This window comes from Streptomyces sp. NPDC101490 (assembly GCF_044767145.1).
Classification (GTDB): Bacteria; Actinomycetota; Actinomycetes; order Streptomycetales; family Streptomycetaceae; genus Streptomyces.
The window spans coordinates 83,808-106,986 of record NZ_JBIWNI010000012.1 but is presented as its reverse complement, the minus strand read 5'-3'; the positions used below and the strand labels follow the sequence as shown (position 1 = coordinate 106,986).

Genomic DNA, 23,179 nt, shown 5'->3' with positions numbered 1-23,179 from the left:
CGGTCGGCCTCCGTCCCGCGGCGGCGGGCGCGGCGCCCCGCCGGGTTTATTGGTCCCCCCCCCCCGCGGGCGGGGGGGGGGCCCCGCCCCGGCGGGGGGGGGGGCCCCCCCCCCGCGTTCCCGCGGTCAGGCCGCCTTCGCCTTGGTGGCGTACATGTCCACGTACTCCTGCCCGGACAGCCGCATGACCTCCGTCATCACCGAGTCCGTCACCGCCCGCAGCACGTAACGGTCGCGGTCCATCCCGTCGTACCGCGAGAACTCCATCGCCTCGCCGAACCTGACCGTCACCCGCCCTGGGCGCGGGAAGCCCGAGCCGCCCGGCTGGATCTTGTCGGTGCCGATCATCGCGAACGGCACCACCGGCGCCCCGGTCATCAGGGTGAGGCGCGCGATGCCCGTACGGCCCCGGTACAGCCTGCCGTCGGGGGAGCGGGTGCCCTCCGGGTAGATCGAGAAGATCTTGCCCTCCTCCAGGACCCGACGGCCGGTCATCAGCGCCGCCACACCGCCGCGTCCACCGTCCCGGTCCACCGGGATCATGCCGACGCTGGTGAAGAACCACGCCATCGCCCGGCCCTTGAGGCCCTTGCCCGTCACGTACTCGTCCTTGCCGATGAAGTAGACCGGGCGGTCCAGGCAGATCGGCATGATCATCGAGTCGATGAACGTCAGGTGGTTTCCCGCGAGGATGACGGGACCGGTTCCCGGGATGTTCTCGGCGCCCTCCACGCGGGGGCGGAACATCAGGCGCATGGGCGGCCCGAGCACTGCCTTGATGATCGCGAGACGGGACAACGGTTCCTCCGGTGGGACGCGGGTCGGTCGGGCCACGGTGCAGCACGCGACGATACTCGCGCGTCCGGTCCGTACGCACATCGGGTTCACCGAGTGGATACGCGGTGTTGACGTGTGTTTCCGCCATGTTCCGCCGGGGTCTGCCGTCCGTAGGGCCCGGATGCCTAGCGTCGGGGACACCCGCCGACAGGCGCGGGCATCACACAGGAGGACACCTCATGACCCAGGGCGAACGCCGGACCCCGGCACGGCGGACGGTTCTCGGAGCGGCGGGCGCCACGGTCCTCGGCGCCTCCACGGCCCTCACGGCCGGTACGGGCCCGGCGTCGGCGGCCGGCACCCCGGCCCCGGCGGCCCGGACGCACGGCCGGGGCGGCTACCGCTCGCTCCCCGTCCCCACCGTCATCGCCCACCGGGGCGCCAGCGGCTACCGGCCCGAACACACCCTCGGCTCCTACCAGCTGGCCCTGGACCTCGGTGCTCACGTCATCGAACAGGACCTCGTCCCCACCAAGGACGGACACCTGGTCTGCCGGCACGAGAACGACATCACCGGCACCACCGATGTCGCCGACCACCCCGAGTTCGCCTCCCGCAAGGCGACCAAGAGCGTCGACGGGGTCTCCCTCACCGGCTGGTTCACCGAGGACTTCACGCTCGCCGAGCTCAGGACCCTGCGCGCCAAGGAGCGGATTCCGGCCATCCGCCAGGAGAACTCCCTGTACGACGGCCGGTGGACCGTCCCCACCTTCGAGGAGGTCCTGCGCTGGGCCGACGAGGAGGGCCGCCGCCGGGGCCGCGAGGTCTGGCTGCACGTCGAGACCAAGCACCCCAGCTACTTCCGCGCCCTGGGCCTCGGTCTGGAGGAGCGGCTCGCCGGGCTGCTCCGCCGGTACGGCCGCCACCGCGCGAACTCCCCGGTCTTCCTCCAGTCCTTCGAGCCGAGCAGCATCCAGCGGCTCTCGAAGCTCGTCGGCGCGCCCGGCGTCGTCCTGCTCTCCGGACCCGGCACCCGCCCCTGGGACTTCGTCGTGAGCGGGGACCCCCGTACGGTCGCCGACCTCGTCACCCCCCGGGGCCTGCGCTGGATCGCCTCGTACGCCAAGGGCATCGGCCCCACCCTCGACCTGGTGATCCCCAAGGACGCGAGCGGGCGGCTCGGCGAGCCGACGACCCTGGTGCGGGACGCCCACGCGGCGGGCCTGGTCCTCCACCCGTACACCCACCGCAACGAGAACGCCTTCCTGCCCGCCGACTTCCGCCGGGGCACGGACCCGACGGCGTACGGGGACGCGTTCGGCTCCCTGAAGCGGTACCTGGAGACCGGCATCGACGGCATCTTCGCCGACAACCCCGACACGGCCCTGCTCGCCGCGGCGGACCTCACCGCCCGGCGCTGAGCCCGGCGGTCCGTCCGCCCCGGGAGCCGCCCGGGGGAGCGGAGGGGGGTGCACGGGCGGGCGGACGGACCCGCACACCCCCCGCCCGGGTGGTTTGGCCCACGGACCGCAACCACGCGCGCGTGCCCCGGCATCGTGCCCCTCATGACCACCCACCGGACCACCGCTCCCGCTCCGGCTCGTGACGCCGAAGCGGAAGCCGAAGCGGAAACCCAAGTCGAAGCGGAAGCCGAAGCGGAAGCCGCCCCCGGATCCGTCCCCGCCGACGCCCCGGGCCTCCTCGCCGCGCTCGCGCCCCTGCTCGCCGCCGAGTCGGACGCCGAGGCGCCCGCCGCGGGGGTCGATCCGGGCGACCTCGAACAGGCCGTCTGGCTCCGCCTCCTGGAGCGGCTCCAGGAGACCGGCACCGCCCCCGAGCGCCCCGCGGAATGGCTCCGCAGGGCCGTCCGGGCGGAGGCCCGCCGTGCCCGCAGGACGAGTCACCGCGAGACCCCGTACCGCGAGGAGCCCGTCCACCGGCCCGGCGGCGCCGAGCCCCACGGCTCCCCCGAGCACTCCCTGATGGCCGCCGAGGGCCGCCGCACCCTGCGCGCCGCCGTCACCCGGACGCCCGGCCGCTGTCCCCGGGTGCTGACCGCGATGCTCGACCCGGAGGACCACACCTACCGGGAAATCGCAGGAGAGTTGGGTATCTCACAGGGCAGTCTGGGACCGATGCGTTCCCGATGCCTGGGATGCCTGCGCAGAATGCTGGCGACAGAGGTTCCCGCTCCCGCTCGACGGGGAAGTGTGCGGTAAACCGATGATCGAACCAGAGCGGGAGGCGTGCACACATGGGCCTGAGCGTGACCATCTCAGCGGCGGCCGCGCGGGACGCGGAGCACATCCTGAAGCTGCAGTACCTCTGCTACCAGAGCGAGGCGGAGCTGTACGGGGACTGGTCCATCGAGCCGCTCACCCAGTCGCTCGACGCCCTGAGCGCCGAACTCGACGAGGGGCACGGGCTGGTGGCCCGGCTCGGCGACGAGGTCGTCGCCTCCGTACGGGCCCGCCTCGACGAGGACGGCACGGTACGGATCGCCAAGCTCATCGTCCACCCCCGGATGCGGCGGCACGGCCTCGGCGGCAGGCTCCTCGACGCCATCGAGGGCCACTTCGCGGGCGGTGTCCCCCAGCTGCCCGCCCCGTCCGCCAAGCGCTTCCGGCTCTTCACCGGCCACCGCAGCGAGGGCAACCTGCGCCTCTACCGCAGCCGGGGATACGCGCAGGTCGGCGTCCACGAGGTCGGCCCCCGGCTGACCCTGGTGACCCTGGAGAAGGCGGCGGCCTGATCCCGGGGCCACGGATCCCGGTGTCCGGCCCGGCGGTGTCCGGGCCGGACACCGCCGGGTCCTCAGGACTCCGTGCCGCGCGACCTCCGCAGCCACCACATGCCGGTCAGCGGCAGCAGTACCGGGATGAAGAGGTAGCCGTAGCCGTAGTCCGACCAGACAGTGGCGTCCGGGAAGGCGGACGGCTCGACCAGCGTCCACGTCCCGACCACCAGCACGCCCGCGAGTTCGGCGGCGCAGCACACCAGCGCCGCCCTGCGGGCCTTCTCCCCGCCGCGCACCAGCGTGTAGGTGATGAAGGCGTAGACCACGGCGGCCACCGCCGACAGGCCGTACGCGAGCGGCGCACGGTCGAACTCGGTGGCGATCTGGTAGATCGAGCGCGAGACCGCGCCGACCGACATCACGCCGTACAGCCACACGAGGAGGATGCCGGGGCCCGTGACGAGCCGGTTCCCCGTGCCCGCCGTGTCCTGCTCCCGCTCCCGCGTCCCGGTCATGGTCAGCCCACCGTCCAGATGTCGTAGAGACGCACTTCGAGCACGGCCAGGACGACCGCACCGGCGGCCACCGTGGCCGAGCCCCACCGGCTCCGCTCCGCGAGCGACATGAAACCGGCGATGGGCACCGCGCACAGTGCCCCCAGCAGATAGGCGACGAAGATCGTCGCCCCTTCCTCCGCCTTCTCGCCGCGCACCAGCTGCACGATCCCGACGATCAGCTGGACCAGGACGAGGAAGGTCACCACGGCCATGCCGATGAAGTGCCAGTCCTTGGTCGGCTGGTCGCGGAGGGCGGCGAAGCCGCACCAGGCGGCGAGGGCGAGCGCGGCCACGGAGACCGCGACCGTCAGGGCGTCAAGCATGCGCCCGAGGGTATTACGGTCCGAAAGGCCCGATGCGCTCGGCCCCACCGCTCCGTCCGCGTCGCGGACCGTCCGGCGGCGCCCGCAGGCGCGCGACGGAGGGGAACGGAGGGGCGCGCGGGGACGGACGGGCACGGGGAGGCACGGACGGGCGCCGAGGTGGCCTTGACCACAGCCGGGGCCCCGCACCCCTCCTCCGTACCCCCGGGGCGGGGTGGTCCGGGAGCCCCGTCCCCGCAGGCCACAGGGGAAATACGGGGCGGAGCGGAGGGTTCCGTACCGACCGCTGGACATCTCATGCGTGTCCGCTATTCGGACGCTCTCCTTTCGTTCGCACCTGCGCATGGTTTACTTCAGCCATGACCACGACGAGCAGCCGCACCCTTGCGACCGAGGCGATCACGACGCCCGGTGCTCGTTGTATGTGTCGAATGCGCGCCTTCTGAGGGCCCCCGCCTGAGTCTCGCGCCCCGAAGCGAGACCGACGGCCGTGCCGTTCCGCCCGCCATCCGGCAGTGGACCGTGCCCGTCCCGCGCACCCCGCCGACTCCCGGCCCACGCCGGAGCGGTCTCCGTGCGCCCGACTGTCCGAATTGACGAATGCCCCGTGCGTGACGGACTCCGCGTCGCGCACTCGACAGTGACGGAAAACCCCTGTGATCACCACTTCGGGCCTGACCAAGGTCTACGAGTCGCGCGGCCGCCAGGTCACCGCTCTGGACGGTGTCGACCTGCACGTCCGCGAGGGCGAGGTCTTCGGCGTGATCGGCCAGAGCGGCGCCGGCAAGTCCTCGCTCATCCGCTGCGTCAACCTCCTGGAGCGCCCCACCTCCGGCACGGTGACCGTCGACGGCGTCGACCTGACCGCCCTCGCGGGCAGGGGCCGCCGCGCCGGCAAGGACCTGCGCAGGGCACGCAGCGGCATCGGCATGGTCTTCCAGCACTTCAACCTGCTGTCCTCCCGCACGGTGAAGGACAACATCGAACTCCCCCTGGAGATCCTCGGCGTCTCCGGCGCCGAGCGGTCCCGCCGGGCCCTCGAACTCCTCGACCTGGTGGGGCTCGCCGACAAGGCCAAGTCCTACCCCGGCCAGCTCTCCGGCGGCCAGAAGCAGCGCGTCGGCATCGCCCGCGCCCTCGCGGGCAGGCCCAAGGTCCTGCTCTCCGACGAGGCCACCAGCGCCCTCGACCCGGAGACCACCCGCTCCATCCTCCAGCTGCTCCGCGACCTCAACCGGCAGCTCGGCCTCACCGTCCTGCTCATCACCCACGAGATGGACGTCGTGAAGACGATCTGCGACTCCGCCGCCCTGATGCGGCACGGACGGGTCGTCGAGTCCGGCACGGTGAGCGGACTGCTCGCCACCCCCGGCTCCCAGCTGGCGGCCGAACTCTTCCCGGTCAGCGGCGGCCACACCGACGCCGACCGCACGGTCGTCGACGTCACCTTCCACGGCGAGGCCGCGACCCAGCCGGTCATCTCCCAGCTGTCCCGCACGTACAACATCGACATCTCGATCCTCGGGGCGGCGATGGACACCGTCGGCGACCGCCAGATCGGCCGGATGCGGATCGAGCTGCCCGGAAGGTACGAGGACAACGTCGTCCCGGTCGGGTTCCTGCGCGAGCAGGGCCTCCAGGTCGAACTCGTCGAGGAGCCGGACACCCCGGCCACCGTGCCCGCCCCGGCGCACGTACTGGTGAAGGAAGGTGCGAAGTGACCTGGTCCGAGATGCAGCCCCTGCTGGAGCAGGGCACGCTCGACACGCTCTACATGGTCCTGTGGGCCACCGTCGTCACCGTCCTCGGCGGCCTCCCGCTCGGCATCCTCCTCGTCCTCACCGACAAGGGCGGACTGCTGCAGAACCTGCCGGTGAGCAAGGTCGTCGGTGCGATCGTGAACGTGGGACGTTCGCTCCCCTTCATCATCCTGCTGATCGCCGTGAGCCCCTTCACCAGTTTCGTCGTCGGCACCTTCATCGGCCCGACCGCGATGATCGTGCCGCTCTCCATCGGCGCCATCCCCTTCTTCGCGCGGCTCGTCGAGACGGCCGTCCGCGAGGTCGACCACGGACTCGTCGAAGCCGTCCAGTCCATGGGCGGCGGCATCCCGACCATCATCCGCAAGGCCCTGCTCCCGCAGTCCCTGCCCTCGCTGGTCTCCGCCGTCACCACCACGGTCATCGTCCTCATCGGCTACTCCGCCATGGCCGGAGCGGTCGGCGGCGAAGGCCTCGGCGCGAAGGCCGTCACCTACGGCTACCAGCGCTTCGACACCCGGTTCATGCTCGTCACCGTGGCGCTCCTGGTCGTCATCGTGACCGTGATCCAGCTCATCGGCGACGTGACCGTACGACTCCTCGCCCGCCGGGGACGCACCGCCTGAGGCCCCCCGGCCCCCCTGACTTCTTCCTTCGAAGAACACGCCCGGACTTGTTGTCCAGGCTCCACCGCTCCACCGGAAAGAGGCACTCTTCGTGCGCAAGAACATCAAGCTCACCGCGGGCATCGCCACCGCCGCCGCCCTCGCCCTCGGCCTCACCGCCTGCGGCACCTCCTCGGACCCGTCGTCCGCCAAGGGCGCGGCCGCCGCCGACAAGCCGCTCGTCGTCGCCGCGTCCCCGACGCCGCACGCCGACATCCTGAAGTTCGTCAAGGACAACCTGGCCGAGAAGGCCGGTCTGAAGCTGGAGGTGAAGGAGTTCACGGACTACGTCCTGCCGAACACCGCCGCCGAGTCCGGCCAGGTCGACGCCAACTTCTTCCAGCACAAGCCGTACCTCGACGACTTCAACAAGAAGAACAACACCCACATCGTCCCGGTGGTCAACGTCCACCTGGAGCCGCTGGGCCTCTACTCCAAGAACCTCACGTCGCTGAAGGACATCAAGGCGGGCCAGACCATCGCCGTCCCCAACGACACCACCAACGGCGGCCGCGCCCTCCAGCTGCTCGCCGAGAACGGCCTGATCACCATCAAGCCGGGCGTCGGCACCAACGCCAAGCTCTCCGACATCACCGACAAGAAGGGCCTGGAGTTCAAGGAGCTGGAGGCCGCCACCGTGCCCCGCGCCCTGAACGAGGTCGACGCCGCCGTCATCAACGGCAACTACGCCATCGAGGCCAAGCTGGAGCCCGCGAAGGACTCCCTCGCCCTGGAGAAGTCCGAGGGCAACCCGTACGCCAACTTCCTCGCCGTCAAGGAGGGCAACGAGAAGGACGCCCGTGTGCAGAAGCTCGCGGAGCTCCTCAACTCGCCCGAGGTGAAGAAGTTCATCGAGGACACCTACAAGGGCTCGGTCGTCCCGGCCTTCGGTGCCGTCAAGTAGGAAAGCGGAATCCGAGGGACCGTCAGACCGGTTCCCCCGTACCGCCCTTGTGTCGAAGGCCCCCCGCATCCCGTCCGGTGCGCGGGGCCTTCGCCGTGCCCCCGGCCGACACCCCACCCGGCCATGCGCGGCGGCGTCCGCATACTGCATGCTGTGCGTTCACGCTCGATTCGGACGGTCCTCGGCATGGAGCTGCGCATGACTACCACCTTTCCGGACATCTCCATCAACACGGACCGGCTGGTGCTGCGCGCGCTCGAAGAGGCGGACGTCCCCGCCCTCACCGAGATGATGAACGACGAGCTCGTCGTCGCCTGGATCCCGGTGCCGCAGCCCTTCACCGAGGCCACCGCCCGCGCCTGGATCGCCGAGCAGGCGCCCGCCGAGCGCGCCTCCGGCCGGGGCATCGACCTCGCCGTCACCGAGTTCCTCACCCAGCGCCTGGTCGGCGTCGTCCGGCTGGCCGGGACCGACTGGCGGGTCCGCTCCACCGAACTCTCCTACATCGTCGCCCCCTGGGCGCGCGGCGAGGGATACGCCTCCGAAGCCGCCCTCGCCACCGCCCAGTGGCTCTTCGGCGACCAGGGGTTCCAGCGCCTGGAACTGCGCACGGCGGCCGACAACACCGCCTCCCAGCAGGTCGCCCAGAAGATCGGCTGCATCAGCGAGGGCGTCCTGCGCGACGCCTGTATAGCCCGGGCCCGCACCGAGGACGGCGGCTGGACCGAGCTGCGCACCGACCTCATCGTCTGGGGTCTCCTCCCCGAGGACCTCGACGGGGTCGCCGACCAGATGGCCGAGGCCGGATACTCCTCCTTCACCGACTGGAGCTGAGCCCCGGCGCCCGGCACGGGGTACGCTCGGCACGCTTCCGACCTGCGACGACCTCAGACGACCCCAGGAGACAGACGACGATGGCCGACCGCGTCACGGTGATCGGCTGGGACGGTTCGCCCCTCACCGCGGCGGCCAGGTCCGCGCTGTCGGCCGCCACCCTCGTAGCGGGCGCGGCGCACCACCTGGCGCTGCCCGAGGTACCGCCCGCCGCCGAACGCGTCCGCCTCGGCAGCGTCGACCTCGCCGCCCGCCGCATCGCCGGCCACCGGGGCACCGCCGTCGTCCTCGCCGACGGGGACCCCGGCTTCTTCGGCGTCGTCCGCACCCTGCGCGCCCCCGAGCACGGCCTGGAGGTCGAGGTCGTCCCCGCGGTCTCCGCCGTGGCCGCCGCCTTCGCCCGCGCCGGAATGCCCTGGGAGGACGCCCGGACCGTCGTCGCCCACCAGCGCACCCTGCGCCGCGCGGTCAACATCTGCCGCGCCCACCCCAAGGTCGCCGTCCTCACCTCGCCCGGCGCGGGACCCGCCGAACTCGCCCTCCTCCTCGACGGCGTCCACCGCACCTTCGTCGTCTGCGAACAGCTCGGCACCGCACAGGAACGCGTCTCCGTCCTCACCTCCGACAAGGCCGCCGACCACACCTGGCGCGACCCCAACGTCGTCCTCGTCATCGGCGGCGGAGCCACCGGCACCACCCCCGCCGCGCCCTGGCTGTCCGGCCAGGACCCCGCCGCCCGCCCGGTACGGGGCTGGGGCCTGCCCCCGGGGGAGTACGGCCCCGCCGAGCCCGGCGCGCCCCGGCCCGGCACCGGCGAGGACCCCTCCCTGCGCGCGGCGCAGCTCGCCCGGCTCGGCCCCCGCCCCGGCGACCTCGTCTGGGACATCGGCTGCGCGGGCGGCGCCTTCGCCGTCGAGGCCGCCCGCTTCGGCGCCGCCGTCATCGCGGTGGACGCCGACCCGGCCGCCTGCGCCCGCACCGAACGGGCCGCCCGGGGTCACGGCGTACCCCTCCAGACCGTCCCGGGGCGCGCCCCGCACGTCCTGGAGAACCTGCCCGAACCCGATGTCGTACGGATCGCGGCGGGCGGAGTGCCCGTCGTCAGCGCCTGTACGGACCGGCGGCCGGAGCGCATCGTCGCCCACGCCTCCACCCGGGACGAGGCCGAGGCGATCGGCGCCGCCCTCTCCGACGGCGGCTACGCGGTCGAGAGCCTCCTCCTCCAGACCGTCGGGCTCGACCCCGACGACTGGTCGGAACGGGAGCGTTGTGTCGTGTTCCTGCTGTCCGGACGCAGGATCGAGCGCTCCCCCTGACGGGGGAGCTCCGCGCGGCGGGGTAGGCTGGCGGATTGTTGTACCGCGTCCGGACGTTCGGTGATTCGTTCGTCAATGTCCTGATTGGATGGCTGGTTCACGCCAGTGACGTGGTACGCCACCCGGGGGGACCGTGCGACGTGGCGCAGTCCACAGCGCACCGTGGCGAATCTCCCTGCCTCCGGGGCCGGGGGCCGCGACAATGTATGGGTGTCCGCGCGTCCTTTCGTGCCGCGCGGCACGCGTGCTCGTTCTTGTCGACGGGCGCGGGTCTGAAGGAACACAAGCGATGGGCGAGGGGTACGCATGACGGACACCGGCCAGGTCCCGGGCGAGGGACTGCCGGAGAACGCAGGCATGGTCGAGCAGCCGGGCATCCCCGCACCGGGCGCGTACGCCTTCCTGGACCCCTCCGAGCACCCCGCAGAGGACGACGACGTACTGCTGATGCCGGGCGCCCAGGGCGCCTGGAGCGAGCACCCGCCCGGCGTCGTGCCCGCGCCCCCCGTCGCCGTGCCGCCGCCGTCCCTCCCGAACCGGACGGCGCCCCACCAGGGCCTGCCGCACCCGGCGGCACAGGAGGCGCGGGTCCCGTCCGGCGACCCGCTCACCGACCCGCTGACCGCCCCGCTGGACGCGGTGGCCCTCGGCGACGTCCTGACCGCCCCTCAGCAGCAGACCCCGCCCCAGGGCGTGCCGGTCGCCCCGGCCGTGGGCACCCCCGCCCACGGCATCCCGGCCGAGCAGTTCGGCACGCCCGCGCACGGCGTCCCGGCCCAGCAGTTCGCGGGCACCCCCGCGCACGGCGTGCCCGTCGCCCCGCAGGAGCAGACCGTCACCGACCACGGCTACGAGCCGGGCATCCTCGACACCGGCGCCCACGGCACCGCGGGCCACGACACCGGCTCCGTCGACCTCGGCGGCGTCCCCGTGCCGCCGCCCGCCCCGGCCGCCGCCCGCCGTCCGCTCCACATGGGCCCGCCCGTCCCCGAGTCCGGTGGCGTCGTGCTCTCCCTCGCCGACCGGGGCCCGGCCGCCCCGCCCGCCCCACAGCCCGTCCCGGCTGCCGCGCCCGAACAGATGCCGCCCACCGGCCCCGCCCCGGTGCGCACCCCGGGCCCGCCGACCAGCGGCCCCGAGTACCTCGATGTGCCGCAGGACCAGCAGCTCGCGCCGCAGGGCGCCGAGCCGTGGACCGCGCAGCCCCAGGTGCCGGCGGCCCAGCCGTTCCCCGTGGAAGCAGAAACGGTCGTCCCGGCCCTGGGGTTCGTCCAGGTCGAGGGCATGGTCCCGACCGCCCCGCACCTCGCCCCGCATCCGGCGCCCGCCGCCGGTCAGGCCCCGGCGGAGGCTCCGGCGCCCGCCGTCGACCCCGTCGTCGAGGCCGCCCCCGAGGCCCTCGTCGCCGCCGAGGCTCCGGCCGCCGCCGCTCAGGAGGCGCCCGCCGAGCCCGTCGTGGCCCCCCCGGCCGAGCCCGCCGAGGCCGTCGCCCCCGAGAGCCTCGTCCCCGCCCCGCGCGAGGGCGAGCCCGCCGCCGAGGCCGTGGAGGCCGCCGCGCCGGAGCCGGAGCAGACCCCGGAGACCGCGCCGGAGCCGGAGCCCGCACCCGGGGCGGCGACGGCCGAGACGCCCGCAGCCGAGACGGCGACGGCCGAGACGCCCGCAGCCGAGGCGGCGGGCGCGCCCGCGCCCGCTCCCGAGAGCCCGGTGGAGTCGCCGAGCCCGGCGACCGAACAGGCCGAAGCCCCGGTGGTCCCCGAGCCGCTCCCCGCCGAGCCCCCGGTGGAAGCCGTCGCCGAGGACCTCCCGCCCGTCCAGGAGGCAGCCCCCGCCGACGTCCCGCCCCAGCCCGTGGCGGAGCCCGCCCCGGCCGCCGAGGCCACCGCCGTACCCACGGAGGACACGGAGGACAAGGGAAGCGCCGGGACCCCGGAGGTTCAGGAGGCCGCGGGGTCTCCGGAGCCCGTGGAGTCTCCTGAGTCCCCGGAGGCCGTCGAAGCGTCCGAGGACGCGGTGAGCCCCGAGACCCCCGGGTCCGAAGAGGTTCCCGCGACGGGTGAGACGCCCGAGGCCGAAGCGGCTCCCGCGACCGAGGTGGCCATCGAGGCCGAAGCGGCTCCCGCGACCGAAGTGGCGCCCCAGGCCGAAGAGACCGCCGAAACCCCTGAGTCCCCCGAGGGGCCCGAGGCCGTCGTCGCGGAGCCTGCGGAGGCCACCGAGGCCACCGAGGCCACTGCGAACCCCGAGGCCACCGAGAACCCCGAGGCCGCCCCGGACGCCGTCACGGACACCGGGACCGGCCCCCTGGAGGAGTCCGCCCCCGCCCCCGGCTACGACGACGCCGAGCGCGAGGCGGTGCTCCGGGTCATGCGCGAGCGCCGTGACATCCGCAACGGCTTCCGCTCCGACCCGATCCCGCACGAGGTCCTCCTCCGGGTCCTGGAAGCCGCCCACACGGCCCCCAGCGTCGGCCACTCCCAGCCCTGGGACTTCGTCGTCATCCGCTCCGCCGAGACCCGGCAGACGATGCACGAACTGGCCGTGCGCCAGCGCGAGGCCTACGCCGAGTCGCTGCCGAAGGCGCGGGCGAAGCAGTTCAAGGAACTGAAGATCGAGGCCATCCTCGACACCCCGGTCAACATCGTGGTGACCGCCGACCCCACGCGGGGCGGCCGCCACACCCTCGGCCGCTACACCCAGCCGCAGATGGCCCCGTACTCCTCGGCTCTCGCGGTCGAGAACCTCTGGCTCGCCGCCCGCGCCGAAGGCCTCGGCGTCGGCTGGGTCAGCTTCTTCGACGAGCGCGAGATGGTCCGCGCCCTCGGCCTCCCCGAGCATCTCGAAGTGGTCGCGTACCTCTGCGTCGGCTACGTCGACGAGTTCCCCGAGGAGCCCGAGCTGATGCAGGCGGGCTGGTCCAAGCGCCGTCCGCTGGCCTGGGTCGTCCACGAGGAGACGTACGGCCGCCGGGCGCTGCCCGGCGAGGAGCCGCACGACCTGCTCCAGGAGACCGTCGCCGACATCCGCCCGCTGGACGCCAAGGCGCTCGGCGAGGCCTGGGAGCGCCAGAAGCGGATGACCAAGCCGGCCGGGGCGCTCGGGATGCTGGAGATCATCTCCGCCCAGCTCTCCGGGCTCTCCCGGGTCTGCCCGCCGCCGATCCCGGAGCCCGCCGCCGTCGCGATCTTCGCCGGTGACCACGGGGTGCACGCCCAGGGCGTGACCCCCTGGCCGCAGGAGGTCACCGGCCAGATGGTCGCCAACTTCCTCGGCGGGGGAGCGGTCTGCAACGCCTTCGCCCACCAGGTGGGCGCCGAGGTCTGCGTCATCGACGTGGGCGTCGCCTCCGAACTGCCTGCCACCCCGGGCCTCCTGCCCCGCAAGGTCCGGCCGGGCACCGCCGACTTCACCATCGGCACGGCCATGACCCGCGAGGAGGTGCTCGCCGCCATCGAGGTCGGCATCGAGACCGCCCGCGACCTGGTCGCCGCAGGCAACAAGGCACTCCTGACCGGCGAGATGGGCATCGCGAACACCACCGCGTCCGCCGCCCTCATCTCGGTCTACACCGGGGTGGACCCGGCCGAGGTCACCGGCCGGGGCACCGGCATCAACGACGACACGCACGCCCGCAAGGTGGACGTCGTCCGGCGCGCCCTCGACCTGCACAAGCCGGACCCGGAGGACCCGATCGGCGTCCTCGCGGCGGTCGGCGGCCTGGAGCACGCGGCCCTCGTCGGCCTGATCCTGGGCGGGGCCTCGCTCCGTACCCCGGTCATCCTCGACGGCGTGTCCACCGGCGCGGCGGCGCTCGTCGCGCGGGCCGTCGCCCCCGAGTCCCTCGCCGCCTGCATCGCCGGGCACCGCAGCGCCGAGCCGGGCCACGTGGCCGCGCTCAACAAGCTGGGCCTGCGCCCCCTGGTCGACCTGGACCTGCGCCTCGGCGAGGGCACGGGCGCGCTGCTCGCCCTCCCGCTGGTGCAGAGCGCGGCCCGCGCGATGCACGAGGTGGCCACGTTCGACTCGGCGGGAGTCACCGAGAAGTAACCCGCTCCGGCGCGGCTCCCGGCCGGCGCGCCTCCCGCCCCACCGGGCAGGAGGCGCGCCGCTTCCGGGAGTGGCCCCGGCAGCCCCCGCGACCGGGACGTCCGTCACAGGGTGACCGCCCCGGGACGCGGATATCGTGGGACGCACACACCGTGTCCCACCAGCCGCTCCACAGCCGCAGCGGCCCCGCACACGCCACGCCCCGAGGAGCCGCTCACCCATGGCCGAGCACGCCGACCGCGCCGAGAACGCGACGCACCCCGCCTACCCCGTCGGACTGCGCCTCGCCGGCCGTCGCGTCGTCGTCCTCGGCGGCGGGCAGGTCGCCCAGCGGCGGCTCCCCGCCCTGATCGCCGCGGGCGCCGACATCACGCTGGTCTCGCCGTCCGCGACCCCCTCCGTGGAGGCGATGGCCGAGGCGGGCGAGATCACCTGGACCCGGCGGCGGTACGAGGAGGGCGACCTCGCCGACGCCTGGTACGCGCTGGTGGCCACCACCGACCCGACGGCGAACGCCGCCGCCTCCGCCGAGGCCGAGCGGACCCGCACCTGGTGCGTCCGCTCGGACGACGCCGAGGCGGCCACCGCCTGGACCCCGGCCACCGGCCGCAGCGAGGGCGTGACCGTGGCGGTCCTCACCGGCCACGACCCCCGCCGCTCCGCCGCCGTCCGCGACGCGATCGTCGAGGGGCTGCGGGACGGTTCCCTCGCCGCGCCGCAGCACCGCGCGCGCGCCCCCTTCGTCGCCCTGGTCGGCGGCGGACCCGGCGACCCGGACCTGATCACCGTGCGCGGCCGTCGGCTGCTCGCCGAGGCGGACGTGGTCGTCGCGGACCGCCTCGGCCCCCGTGACCTCCTGGACGAACTGCCCCCGCACGTCGAGGTGATCGACGCGGCGAAGATCCCGTACGGCCGGTTCATGGCGCAGGAGGCCATCAACAACGCGCTGATCGAGCACGCGAAGGCGGGCCGGTCGGTCGTGCGGCTGAAGGGCGGCGACCCGTTCGTCTTCGGCCGGGGCATGGAGGAGGCGCAGGCGCTGGCCGCCGAGGGCATCGCCTGCACGGTCGTGCCGGGCATCTCCAGCTCCATCTCGGTGCCGGGCGCGGCGGGCATCCCGGTCACCCACCGGGGCGTGGCCCATGAGTTCACCGTGGTCAGCGGGCACGTGGCCCCCGACGACCCGCGTTCGCTCGTCGACTGGGCGTCGCTGGCCCGGCTCACCGGCACCCTGGTGATCCTCATGGGCGTCGACAAGATAGGGAAGATCGCCGAGGCGCTCATCGCGCACGGCAAGGACCCGCGGACGCCGCTGGCCCTGGTCCAGGAGGGCACCACGGCGGCGCAGCGCCGGGTGGACGCCACGCTGGCGACGGTCGCGGAGACCGTCGTCGCGCGGGAGGTCCGCCCGCCCGCGGTCATCGTGATCGGCGACGTGGTCGCCGAGGGCCCCGACCGCCTGGTGGGACGACAGGGCGGACGACCGTAGCTGTAACCACGGGTAACAGAACCCCGCGCACACATTGGCACCACTCCCCGGACAAGGCAGTATCACCTCGTGGCCGAACTCATCACGATCGACGACCCCGACGACCCGCGCCTGCGCGACTACACCGGCCTGACCGACGTCGAACTGCGCCGCAGACGCGAACCGGCCGAGGGCCTGTTCATCGCCGAGGGCGAGAAGGTCATCCGCCGCGCCCGCCAGGCGGGCTACAAGATGCGCTCCATGCTGCTCTCCGCCAAGTGGGTCGACGTGATGCGGGACGTCATCGACGAGGTCCCCGCGCCGGTGTACGCGGTCCAGCCCGACCTTGCCGAGCGCGTCACCGGCTACCACGTGCACCGGGGGGCCCTCGCCTCCATGCAGCGCAAGCCGCTCCCGGACGCCGCCGAACTGCTGGGCGGCGCCCGCCGGGTGGTCGTCATGGAATCGGTGAACGACCACACCAATATCGGCGCGATCTTCCGCAGCGCCGCCGCGCTCGGTATGGACGCGGTCCTGCTCTCGCCCGACTGCGCCGACCCGCTCTACCGGCGGTCGGTCAAGGTGTCGATGGGGGCGGTGTTCTCCGTCCCGTACGCGCGTCTGGAGAACTGGCCGCGCGGCCTGGAGACCGTACGGGAGGCAGGCTTCAAGGTGCTCGCGCTGACCCCGGCGGAGAAGGCGGCGTCGATCGACGAGGCCGCCCCGCACCGGCTGGACAGGGTGGCGCTGATGCTGGGCGCGGAGGGCGACGGCCTGTCCACGCAGGCGCTGCGCGCCGCCGACGAGTGGGTGCGCATCCCGATGGCCCACGGCGTCGACTCGCTGAACGTGGGAGCGGCCGCGGCGGTCGCCTTCTACGCGGTGGCCACGGGCCGCCCGGAGTCGTAGCCCCGAGACCGGAAGACCCGGTGGCGAGGGGCCGGACGTCCGGCCCCTCGCCGGCCGGACCCGAGCGTCCCTGTCGCGGGAGCCCCGTGGTCCGGGTGTCCCCAGGACGTTCCCGTGGCTCCGGCGCGGCCGGGTCAGCCCTGGAGGGCCTGCGCGGCGGCGATGCCCAGGGCCACGACCAGCGTCACGACCACGAAGACGAAGAGCCGCTGCCGCAGCAGCCGGGGGTTGGCCGGACGCCGTCCCGTGGACGTGCCCCGGGCCCCCGGACGGGTACCGGGCCGGGACTGGGGCGTCCGCGCGCCGTCCGTACGGGGCCCGGCCGACGGCCTCGCCGCACCGGCACCGCGCCCCCGCTCGGACGGCCGCTCCGGGTCCCGGGCGTCCCGCTCGGTGTACCGCTCGGTGGGCCGGAGCGTGTGCCGCTCCTCCATCCGCTCCCGCTGCGCGGGAGGCCGGGAGGCAGGCAGCCCCTGGGCCTCGCGCGCCGCGATCTCCTTCAGCCGCATCGACAGCTGGAGCGTGCTGGGGCGGTCCTCCGGGTCCTTCGCCAGACAGGCCCGGATCAACGGCGCCAGCGCGTCCGGCACTCCGTGCAGTTGCGGCTCCTCGTGCACCACCCGGTAGAGCATGACCTCGGAACTGCCGTGCCCGAAGGGAGAGTCGGCCATCGCCGCGTACGCCAGGGTGGCACCGAGCGAGAAAACGTCGGTGGCCGGGGTGACGGCCGCTCCGCGCACCTGCTCCGGGGCGAGGAAACCGGGCGAGCCGACGGCCGTACCGACATGGGTGAGGGTGCTGGCCCCGGTGGCCCAGGCGATGCCGAAGTCGATGATCCGGGGGCCCTTGGGGGACAGCAGGATGTTCGAGGGCTTCAGGTCCCGGTGCACCACCCCCGCCTCGTGGACGGCGACGAGCCCCTCCGAGAGCGCCGCCCCGATCGTGGCGACGTCGGCGGCGCGCAGCGGACCCTCCTCGGCGACCCGGTCGTGCAGCGAGGGCCCGGGGACGTACTGGGTGGCGAACCAGGGACGCTCGGCCTCCAGGTCGGCGGCGACGAGACGGGCCGTGCAGCCACCCCGGATGCGCCGGGCGGCCGACACCTCGCGGGCGAACCGCGACCGGAACTCCTGGTCCTCCGCCAGATCGGGCCGGATCACCTTGAGCGCCACCCGCTGTCCGCGCCGGTCGGACCCCAGGTACACGACGCCCATCCCGCCGGCTCCCAGCCTGCGGTGGAGCCGGAACGACCCGACGATCCGCGGATCCTCGCGCCGGAGCCGCATCATCGCCATGTCCGTCCCCTCGTCCGTTCGACGTGGCACAGCTTACGTAGTGGCGCCCGCACGCGCTCATAGGCCGCGCCCTCGCACCGGATCGATTGTCGGTACCGGGAAGGCGGCGCCTGCCGCGCCCGCCCACGAGCCCACCCCAACCACCCACCGGACCACCACACTTGACGGCTGGTGAGGAACCGGCCCCGGCGCCCCGGGGCCCGTCCCGGCGGCCCGGGGGAGCGGACCGCGCACGGGACGCCCGGCGAAGTGACCGATGTCACGCCCCTCCGCCCTCCGGGGCCTCCGGCACGCGACCCCTCCGGGAAGACCCGGGGTTTCGCGCCCCTGTCTCCACCCCTGGGAGTACGTCGCACGGACGGGAGTCATCCTCCGGGAGGCCCGTAAGTCGGTACGCGGGCATGACGCCCAGGCGCTCCCCGCTCCCTAATGTTGAGGTCAAGCGGCGGGTGCAGCACTCGTCCCCCGAGGTCACGCACCCGCCGCGTCAAGACGACAGGAGAGGAACCATGGCATTCACGGCACCGAGGACGACCGCCGGGCCTTCCGGCCGACGTCACCCCCTGGTGGCCACGGCCATGGTCCTCCCTCTCGCGGCCCTGCTCGTAGTCGTCTTCGGCGGCTGGGAAGCGGTGGTCACACAGGCGTCGTCCGTGGTCACGATGCTGGGGCGCTGACAGCGCCCCGGACCCGGGAGAGCGGCCCGGGTCGGGACATCCGGCCATCAGCCCCGTGGGGACGGGGGTGCGGCGGACGGCAGCGTGGGGCCGGTCAGCTGGGGAGCTGACCGGCCCCCTCGCGCGTTCCCGCCCGGACAGCCACCTGAGCTGTTTCCCGACGGCCACCCCTGTCCCCCCTCCCCGCGAACACCGACCGGCCGCCGAAGCGCACTCCTGCCGGGCCTCCTGCCACGCGAGCGGTCCGGGTCCGCGACCCGCCAGGTGGGCCGGAGCCCGTCCGGTCGACCGCCTGTGCGTACCCGGGGCGCATCGACCCGGGCCTGTTCTTCCCTGCGGGTCGCGCGCCGCATGTACCCGAAGGGCAGCTGACGGCTCTTCACCGTCCCCGGGAGAACCGGTCGCCCCCTCGTGCCTTCCGGCGGAAGCCGCCCGGCCTCCTCGCCCTCCGGGAAACCCGGACACCCCTCGTTCCCGAGAGAGCCCGAGCACCCGGGGGAGTGGCCACCGCCTCGCGCCCTCCGGCGGAAGCCGCCCGCGTCCCCGCTCCCCGAGGGAAGCCACCCGCACCTCACCCCCGCCCGTACCCGTCCCGCTACGCTCCCGGCGTGGACCCCACCGCCCCGCCCCGCGCCCATGACCACCCGGCCCCGCCCCTGCCCGAGCGGCTCGCGTCCGTCGCGCACGCGGTCGCCCACCGGTCCGGCGCCCCCTGCTCCTGCCCGAGCGGTCTGGTCGGGGTCCTCGCCGACCGGGACGACGGCACCGTCGTACGCCACGGGGACCTGGTAGCCAAGGCGCACGCCCCCGGCACCGACCCCGACGCGCACCGCGCCCGCCTCGCGCTGGCCGCCCACCCGGACGTCTCAGACGTCCTCCTGCCGCCCCTGCCCGGCGGGCCCGGCGAACTGGACGGCCGCCCCGTCAGCCTCTGGCCCTACGGACCGCCGGTCGATCCGGCGGACCCCGACGCCGCGCCCTGGGAGGCGGCGGCGCGACTGCTCGCCCGGCTCCACCGCACGCCGCCGCCCGGCGGGGCGGCCCGGCTCCCGGAGTCGCGGGCCCCGCTCAAGGCGGCCCTCGCGGTCGGCCGGATGCGCGCCACGGCCCCGGACCATCCGGGCACCGCGACGGTCCTCGCCGCCTGGCGCACGATCCCCGGCGTCCGGAGCGCCCGCGACGGCGGTACGGCCCCAGGCCGCCGGGAAGCCCTCGGCATCCCGCGCACCTCAGACGCCCCGGACGCCCCCGGCCTCCCGCACAGCCCCGACCTCCCGCGCACCTCAGACGCCCCGGACGCCCCCGGCCTCCCGCACAGCCCCGACCTCCCGCAATCCCCTGGCCTCCCGCACAGCCCCAACTCCTCGGCATCCCCCGACAGCCCGGAAGGGCACTCCCTCCCGGAAGGACACTGCCTCCAAGCAGGGCACGGCCTCCCGGAATCCCACGGCCCCCGCCTCCTCTGCCACGGCGACTTCCATCTCGGTCAACTGGTCCGTGACGTCCGGTCCGAGTCCGCCGGGCCCTGGCGGCTCATCGACGTGGACGACCTCGGTCTCGGCGACCCGGCCTGGGATCTCGCCCGCCCCGCCGCCTGGTTCGCCGCGGGCGTCCTGCCGCCGGAGGTCTGGTCCCGGTTCCTCGGCGCCTACCAGGAGGCGGGCGGCCCCGCCGTGGGCGCCGACCCCTGGGCCCGACTCGACCTGCCGGCCCGCGCCCTGACGGTCCAGACCGCGGCCCTGGCCCTCGCCAAGTCGACCGTGCGGGGCCGCCCGCTCGACGAGGTCGAGGACGTGATGATCGACACCTGCGCCCGTATCGCGGGATTCCGAACCGCTTCGCCCTCCGGGGCGTCCGCATAGGGTGAAGCCATCATTCGAACGGCGTAGTCAGGGAGTTGACCCGACCATGCAGTGCCCCAAGTGTCACGCGGCCATGCACACGTACAACCGCAACGGCGTCCAGATAGAGCAGTGCAGCGGCTGCCGGGGGATCTTCCTGGACTACGGCGAGCTGGAGGCCCTGACCCGTCTGGAGTCCCAGTGGGTCCAGCAGGCCCCGCCCGCGCCTCCCGCCCCGGGGGCCTACCCGGCGCAGCCCGCCCCGGCCGCTCCCGCCTGGGGTGCTCCGCAGCACGGCGGCCATCACGGTGGTCACCACGGCGGCGGCCACTACCGGCAGCGCGGCTTCGGCCGGATGCTCTTCTCCTCCTGAGCGGTTCCCGGAGGGAACGACGAAGCCCCCGGCCGCGAAGTGCGGCCGGGGGCTTCTCGATGGTGCGCGATACTGGGATTGAACCAGTGACCTCTTCCGTGTCAGGGAAGCGCTCTCCCGCTGAGCTAATCGCGCGGGGTGCACACGAACTACCCGAAGGTACTGCGTACTGCGTGCGCGATACTGGGATTGAACCAGTGACCTCTTCCGTGTCAGGGAAGCGCTCTCCCGCTGAGCTAATCGCGCGGGGGATCCGAAGACCCAGGACCCGAAGGTCCAGTGGACGATACTGGGATTGAACCAGTGACCTCTTCCGTGTCAGGGAAGCGCTCTCCCGCTGAGCTAATCGTCCTTGGAGGTGGAGACGGGATTTGAACCCGTGTAGACGGCTTTGCAGGCCGTTGCCTCGCCTCTCGGCCACTCCACCAGGAGTGAATACAGGGGTTCGGGAAGATCCCCCACATCGAGCGGACGACGAGATTCGAACTCGCGACCCTCACCTTGGCAAGGTGATGCTCTACCAACTGAGCCACGTCCGCTTGTCGTTTCCGTTTCGCTTGCGCGTCCCGGCGACGTGTTGAACTCTAGCGGATTCCTGGGCCAGTACAAAAACGCGTTTCCGCAGCGTGCTGACCTGCGGGCCGACGCGGGTGCCCGGCCGGGGGTCCCGGAGGGTTCGTACGGCGTTCACCCGGTGTGCGCCCGCGGTGGCGGGGAGCCCACGTCGTGCGCCCCCGGTGCCGCCCCGGCGGCCGACCTAGACTCGACACGTGTACGACCTTGCCCCTCTGGCCCGCTTCGGCGGCCTCGTCGCGACCGATCTCCGGGACGTCACCCACGACCCCGAGGCCCTGGACTCCGCCGGCTTCTGGGCCGTCTGCGCGGACTTCGAAGGGCGGCTGACCTGTGCCCGCTTCGGGGACGTGCGGCCCGATCCCGTCCCGCCGCCCGTCCCGGGCGCCTGGCGCGGGCCCGCCGCCGGTGACTGGACGTCCTCGCTCGACCGCGCCGCGTACGTCGCGGGCGTCCGGCGCGTGCGCGAGCACATCGCGCGCGGCGAGGTCTACCAGGCGAACCTCTGCCGGGTGCTGACCGCACCGCTGCCGCACCCCGACGCCGCCGACGTCGACGCCCTGACCTCGCTCCTCGCGCGCGGCAACCCCGCCCCGTACGCGGGAACGATCCGGCTGCCCGCCCACGGCGTGGAGATCGCCACCGCCTCCCCGGAGCTCTATCTGCGCAAGGAGGGGGCGCTCCTCTCCTCCGGGCCCATCAAGGGGACCGGCAGGACCGCCGACGACCTCCTGCCCAAGGACCACGCGGAGAACGTGATGATCGTCGACCTGGTCCGCAACGACCTGGGGCGCGTCAGCGAGACCGGCTCCGTCGCCGTCCCCGAACTCTGCGCCGTCGAGGAGCACCCGGGCCTGGTCCACCTCGTCTCCACGGTCACCGGCACGCTGTGCGAGGGCGCGGGCTGGCCGGAGCTGCTCGCCGCCACCTTCCCGCCCGGTTCCGTCACCGGCGCGCCCAAGTCGAGCGCGCTGCGGATCATCGAAGCCCTGGAGACCGCGCCGCGCGGGCCCTACTGCGGGGGGATCGGCTGGGTGGACGCCGACGCGGGCACCGGTGAGCTGGCCGTCGGCATACGGACCTTCTGGATCGACCGCCCGGAGGGCGTGCTGCGCTTCGGGACCGGCGCCGGGATCACCTGGGGCTCGGACCCCGAGCGCGAGTGGGAGGAGACCGAGCTCAAGGCGGCCCGGCTGGTCGCGATAGCGTCGGGCGTCCACGAGTCGGGCGCCCCTGGGGCGAGCGGAAAGGCCATTTCTCGATGAAACTCTGGGTCAACGGCGGTCTGTACGACGAGGAGGCCGCCCGGGTCTCGGTACTGGACCACGGGCTGACCGTCGGCGACGGCATCTTCGAGACGGTGAGGGCCGAGCGAGGAGAAACGTTTGCTCTCACCCTTCACCTGGAGCGGCTCACCCGCTCCGCGCGCGGCCTGGGACTGCCCGACCCGGACCTCGACGAGGTCCGCCGGGCCTGTGCCGCCGTCCTGGAGGCCAACCCGATGCCGCTCGGCAGGCTCCGCATCACGTACACCGGCGGTCTCTCCCCGCTCGGTTCGGAGCGGGGTGACGCGGGCCCGGGTCTGGTCGTCGCCCTCGGGGAGACCGGCCGTCGCCCCGACTCCACCGCCGTGATCACCGTCCCCTGGACGCGCAACGAGCGCGGCGCCCTCACCGGCCTCAAGACCACCTCGTACGCCGAGAACGTGGTCGCCCTGGCCAGGGCGAAGGAACGGGGCGCGTCCGAGGCGCTCTTCGCCAACACGGTCGGACAGCTCTGCGAGGGCACCGGATCCAACGTCTTCGTCGTGGTCGACGGGCGGATCCTCACCCCGCCGGTCGCCTCCGGCTGCCTGCCGGGCATCACCCGCGCCCTCGCCGTCGAGTGGACGGGCGCCCTGGAGACCGATCTGCCGCTGGACGTCCTGGAGAGCGCCGAGGAGGTCTTCCTGACCTCGACCCTCCGTGACGTCCAGGCGGTCCACCGGGTCGACGGGCGCGAGCTGTCCCCGGCGCCCGGTCCGGTCACCGCGAAGGCCATGCGGGTCTTCGGCGAGCACGCGGCCCGGGACCGGGACCCGCGCCTCGGCTAAAACCTGATGACGTACGGCCCCGGGGTGGGTA

General features: G+C 73.8%; 20 protein-coding genes and 5 tRNA genes. 16 read left to right on the top strand and 9 right to left on the bottom strand.

Features of this window, described 5'->3' with window-relative positions; genetic code table 11:
* Positions 1–126 precede the first annotated feature (126 nt).
* Entirely contained in the window at positions 127–798 is a 672-nt protein-coding gene (locus tag ACIRQY_RS22000) for a lysophospholipid acyltransferase family protein (protein ID WP_351787377.1), read from the bottom strand.
* A gap of 218 nt (positions 799–1,016) precedes the next feature.
* On the opposite strand from ACIRQY_RS22000, the gene ACIRQY_RS21995 reads away from it, so the two are divergent.
* The 3 genes from ACIRQY_RS21995 (at position 1,017) to ACIRQY_RS21985 (ending at position 3,529) form a co-directional block, all read left to right on the top strand.
* Positions 1,017–2,198, top strand: coding sequence for a glycerophosphodiester phosphodiesterase (locus ACIRQY_RS21995; protein WP_403928148.1), 1,182 nt, complete (start codon positions 1,017–1,019; stop codon positions 2,196–2,198).
* A 144-nt stretch (positions 2,199–2,342) separates the two neighbouring features.
* On the top strand, positions 2,343–2,996 hold the full coding sequence (locus ACIRQY_RS21990; protein WP_403928146.1) for a sigma-70 family RNA polymerase sigma factor: 654 nt from the start codon (positions 2,343–2,345) through the stop codon (positions 2,994–2,996).
* A 35-nt stretch (positions 2,997–3,031) separates the two neighbouring features.
* Entirely contained in the window at positions 3,032–3,529 is a 498-nt protein-coding gene (locus tag ACIRQY_RS21985) for a GNAT family N-acetyltransferase (RefSeq protein WP_351787385.1), read from the top strand.
* Positions 3,530–3,591: 62 nt separating this feature from the next.
* On the opposite strand, the gene ACIRQY_RS21980 is transcribed toward ACIRQY_RS21985, so the two are convergent.
* Together ACIRQY_RS21980 and ACIRQY_RS21975 are read right to left on the bottom strand one after the other, a co-directional pair.
* A complete protein-coding gene (locus ACIRQY_RS21980; RefSeq protein WP_351787388.1) occupies positions 3,592–4,029 on the bottom strand; it encodes a hypothetical protein in 438 nt (145 codons plus the stop codon).
* A 2-nt stretch (positions 4,030–4,031) separates the two neighbouring features.
* Positions 4,032–4,394 (bottom strand): hypothetical protein, encoded by a 363-nt coding sequence (locus tag ACIRQY_RS21975; protein ID WP_351787390.1) that lies wholly within the window; start codon positions 4,392–4,394, stop codon positions 4,032–4,034.
* Positions 4,395–5,050: 656 nt separating this feature from the next.
* Here ACIRQY_RS21975 and ACIRQY_RS21970 point away from each other — a divergent pair.
* From ACIRQY_RS21970 to ACIRQY_RS21935, 8 genes are all read left to right on the top strand, one after another.
* On the top strand, positions 5,051–6,115 hold the full coding sequence (locus tag ACIRQY_RS21970; RefSeq protein WP_351787393.1) for an ATP-binding cassette domain-containing protein: 1,065 nt from the start codon (positions 5,051–5,053) through the stop codon (positions 6,113–6,115).
* Positions 6,112–6,780: a methionine ABC transporter permease gene (locus tag ACIRQY_RS21965; RefSeq protein WP_403928140.1), complete on the top strand. Its 669-nt coding sequence runs from the start codon at positions 6,112–6,114 to the stop codon at positions 6,778–6,780. The genes ACIRQY_RS21970 and ACIRQY_RS21965 overlap by 4 nt, the downstream gene beginning before the upstream one ends.
* A 91-nt stretch (positions 6,781–6,871) precedes the next feature.
* Positions 6,872–7,723 (top strand): MetQ/NlpA family ABC transporter substrate-binding protein, encoded by an 852-nt coding sequence (locus tag ACIRQY_RS21960; RefSeq protein WP_351787399.1) that lies wholly within the window; start codon positions 6,872–6,874, stop codon positions 7,721–7,723.
* 198 nt (positions 7,724–7,921) lie between these two features.
* Positions 7,922–8,557 carry a GNAT family N-acetyltransferase gene (locus ACIRQY_RS21955; RefSeq protein ID WP_351787401.1) on the top strand — a complete coding sequence of 212 codons (636 nt, stop codon included), beginning with the start codon at positions 7,922–7,924 and terminating at the stop codon, positions 8,555–8,557.
* Positions 8,558–8,637: 80 nt separating this feature from the next.
* The gene (gene cbiE / locus ACIRQY_RS21950; protein WP_403928138.1) at positions 8,638–9,873 is read left to right on the top strand and encodes a precorrin-6y C5,15-methyltransferase (decarboxylating) subunit CbiE; all 1,236 of its coding nucleotides are present in this window, start codon (positions 8,638–8,640) and stop codon (positions 9,871–9,873) included.
* A 306-nt stretch (positions 9,874–10,179) separates the two neighbouring features.
* A complete protein-coding gene (gene cobT / locus ACIRQY_RS21945; RefSeq protein WP_403928135.1) occupies positions 10,180–13,920 on the top strand; it encodes a nicotinate-nucleotide--dimethylbenzimidazole phosphoribosyltransferase in 3,741 nt (1,246 codons plus the stop codon).
* Positions 13,921–14,140: 220 nt separating this feature from the next.
* On the top strand, positions 14,141–15,409 hold the full coding sequence (gene cobA / locus ACIRQY_RS21940; protein ID WP_403928133.1) for a uroporphyrinogen-III C-methyltransferase: 1,269 nt from the start codon (positions 14,141–14,143) through the stop codon (positions 15,407–15,409).
* 69 nt (positions 15,410–15,478) lie between these two features.
* On the top strand, positions 15,479–16,297 hold the full coding sequence (locus ACIRQY_RS21935; protein WP_403928129.1) for a TrmH family RNA methyltransferase: 819 nt from the start codon (positions 15,479–15,481) through the stop codon (positions 16,295–16,297).
* A 134-nt stretch (positions 16,298–16,431) separates the two neighbouring features.
* On the opposite strand, the gene ACIRQY_RS21930 is transcribed toward ACIRQY_RS21935, so the two are convergent.
* Positions 16,432–17,592, bottom strand: a complete 1,161-nt coding sequence (locus tag ACIRQY_RS21930) for a serine/threonine-protein kinase (RefSeq protein WP_351787415.1) — start codon at positions 17,590–17,592, stop codon at positions 16,432–16,434.
* Between the two features lie 509 nt (positions 17,593–18,101).
* Here ACIRQY_RS21930 and ACIRQY_RS21925 point away from each other — a divergent pair.
* The 3 genes from ACIRQY_RS21925 (at position 18,102) to ACIRQY_RS21915 (ending at position 20,483) form a co-directional block, all read left to right on the top strand.
* A complete protein-coding gene (locus tag ACIRQY_RS21925; protein ID WP_351787418.1) occupies positions 18,102–18,269 on the top strand; it encodes a hypothetical protein in 168 nt (55 codons plus the stop codon).
* Between the two features lie 608 nt (positions 18,270–18,877).
* Positions 18,878–20,131: a phosphotransferase gene (locus tag ACIRQY_RS21920; RefSeq protein WP_403928126.1), complete on the top strand. Its 1,254-nt coding sequence runs from the start codon at positions 18,878–18,880 to the stop codon at positions 20,129–20,131.
* A gap of 46 nt (positions 20,132–20,177) precedes the next feature.
* Positions 20,178–20,483 (top strand): zf-TFIIB domain-containing protein, encoded by a 306-nt coding sequence (locus tag ACIRQY_RS21915; protein ID WP_351787424.1) that lies wholly within the window; start codon positions 20,178–20,180, stop codon positions 20,481–20,483.
* A 60-nt stretch (positions 20,484–20,543) separates the two neighbouring features.
* Here ACIRQY_RS21915 and ACIRQY_RS21910 read toward each other — a convergent pair.
* The 5 genes from ACIRQY_RS21910 to ACIRQY_RS21890 all read right to left on the bottom strand — a co-directional run bounded on the left by ACIRQY_RS21910 (position 20,544) and on the right by ACIRQY_RS21890 (position 21,022).
* Positions 20,544–20,618: transfer RNA gene (locus ACIRQY_RS21910), tRNA-Val, on the bottom strand.
* Between the two features lie 39 nt (positions 20,619–20,657).
* Positions 20,658–20,729, bottom strand: a tRNA-Val gene (locus tag ACIRQY_RS21905).
* Between the two features lie 34 nt (positions 20,730–20,763).
* A tRNA-Val gene (locus ACIRQY_RS21900) sits at positions 20,764–20,835 on the bottom strand.
* Position 20,836: 1 nt separating this feature from the next.
* Positions 20,837–20,910: transfer RNA gene (locus tag ACIRQY_RS21895), tRNA-Cys, on the bottom strand.
* A gap of 39 nt (positions 20,911–20,949) precedes the next feature.
* Positions 20,950–21,022, bottom strand: a tRNA-Gly gene (locus ACIRQY_RS21890).
* Between the two features lie 231 nt (positions 21,023–21,253).
* On the opposite strand from ACIRQY_RS21890, the gene ACIRQY_RS21885 reads away from it, so the two are divergent.
* Both ACIRQY_RS21885 and ACIRQY_RS21880 read left to right on the top strand, forming a co-directional pair.
* Entirely contained in the window at positions 21,254–22,321 is a 1,068-nt protein-coding gene (locus tag ACIRQY_RS21885; protein ID WP_403928123.1) for a chorismate-binding protein, read from the top strand.
* Positions 22,318–23,148 carry an aminotransferase class IV gene (locus ACIRQY_RS21880; RefSeq protein ID WP_403928120.1) on the top strand — a complete coding sequence of 277 codons (831 nt, stop codon included), beginning with the start codon at positions 22,318–22,320 and terminating at the stop codon, positions 23,146–23,148. The genes ACIRQY_RS21885 and ACIRQY_RS21880 overlap by 4 nt, the downstream gene beginning before the upstream one ends.
* Positions 23,149–23,179 lie beyond the last annotated feature (31 nt).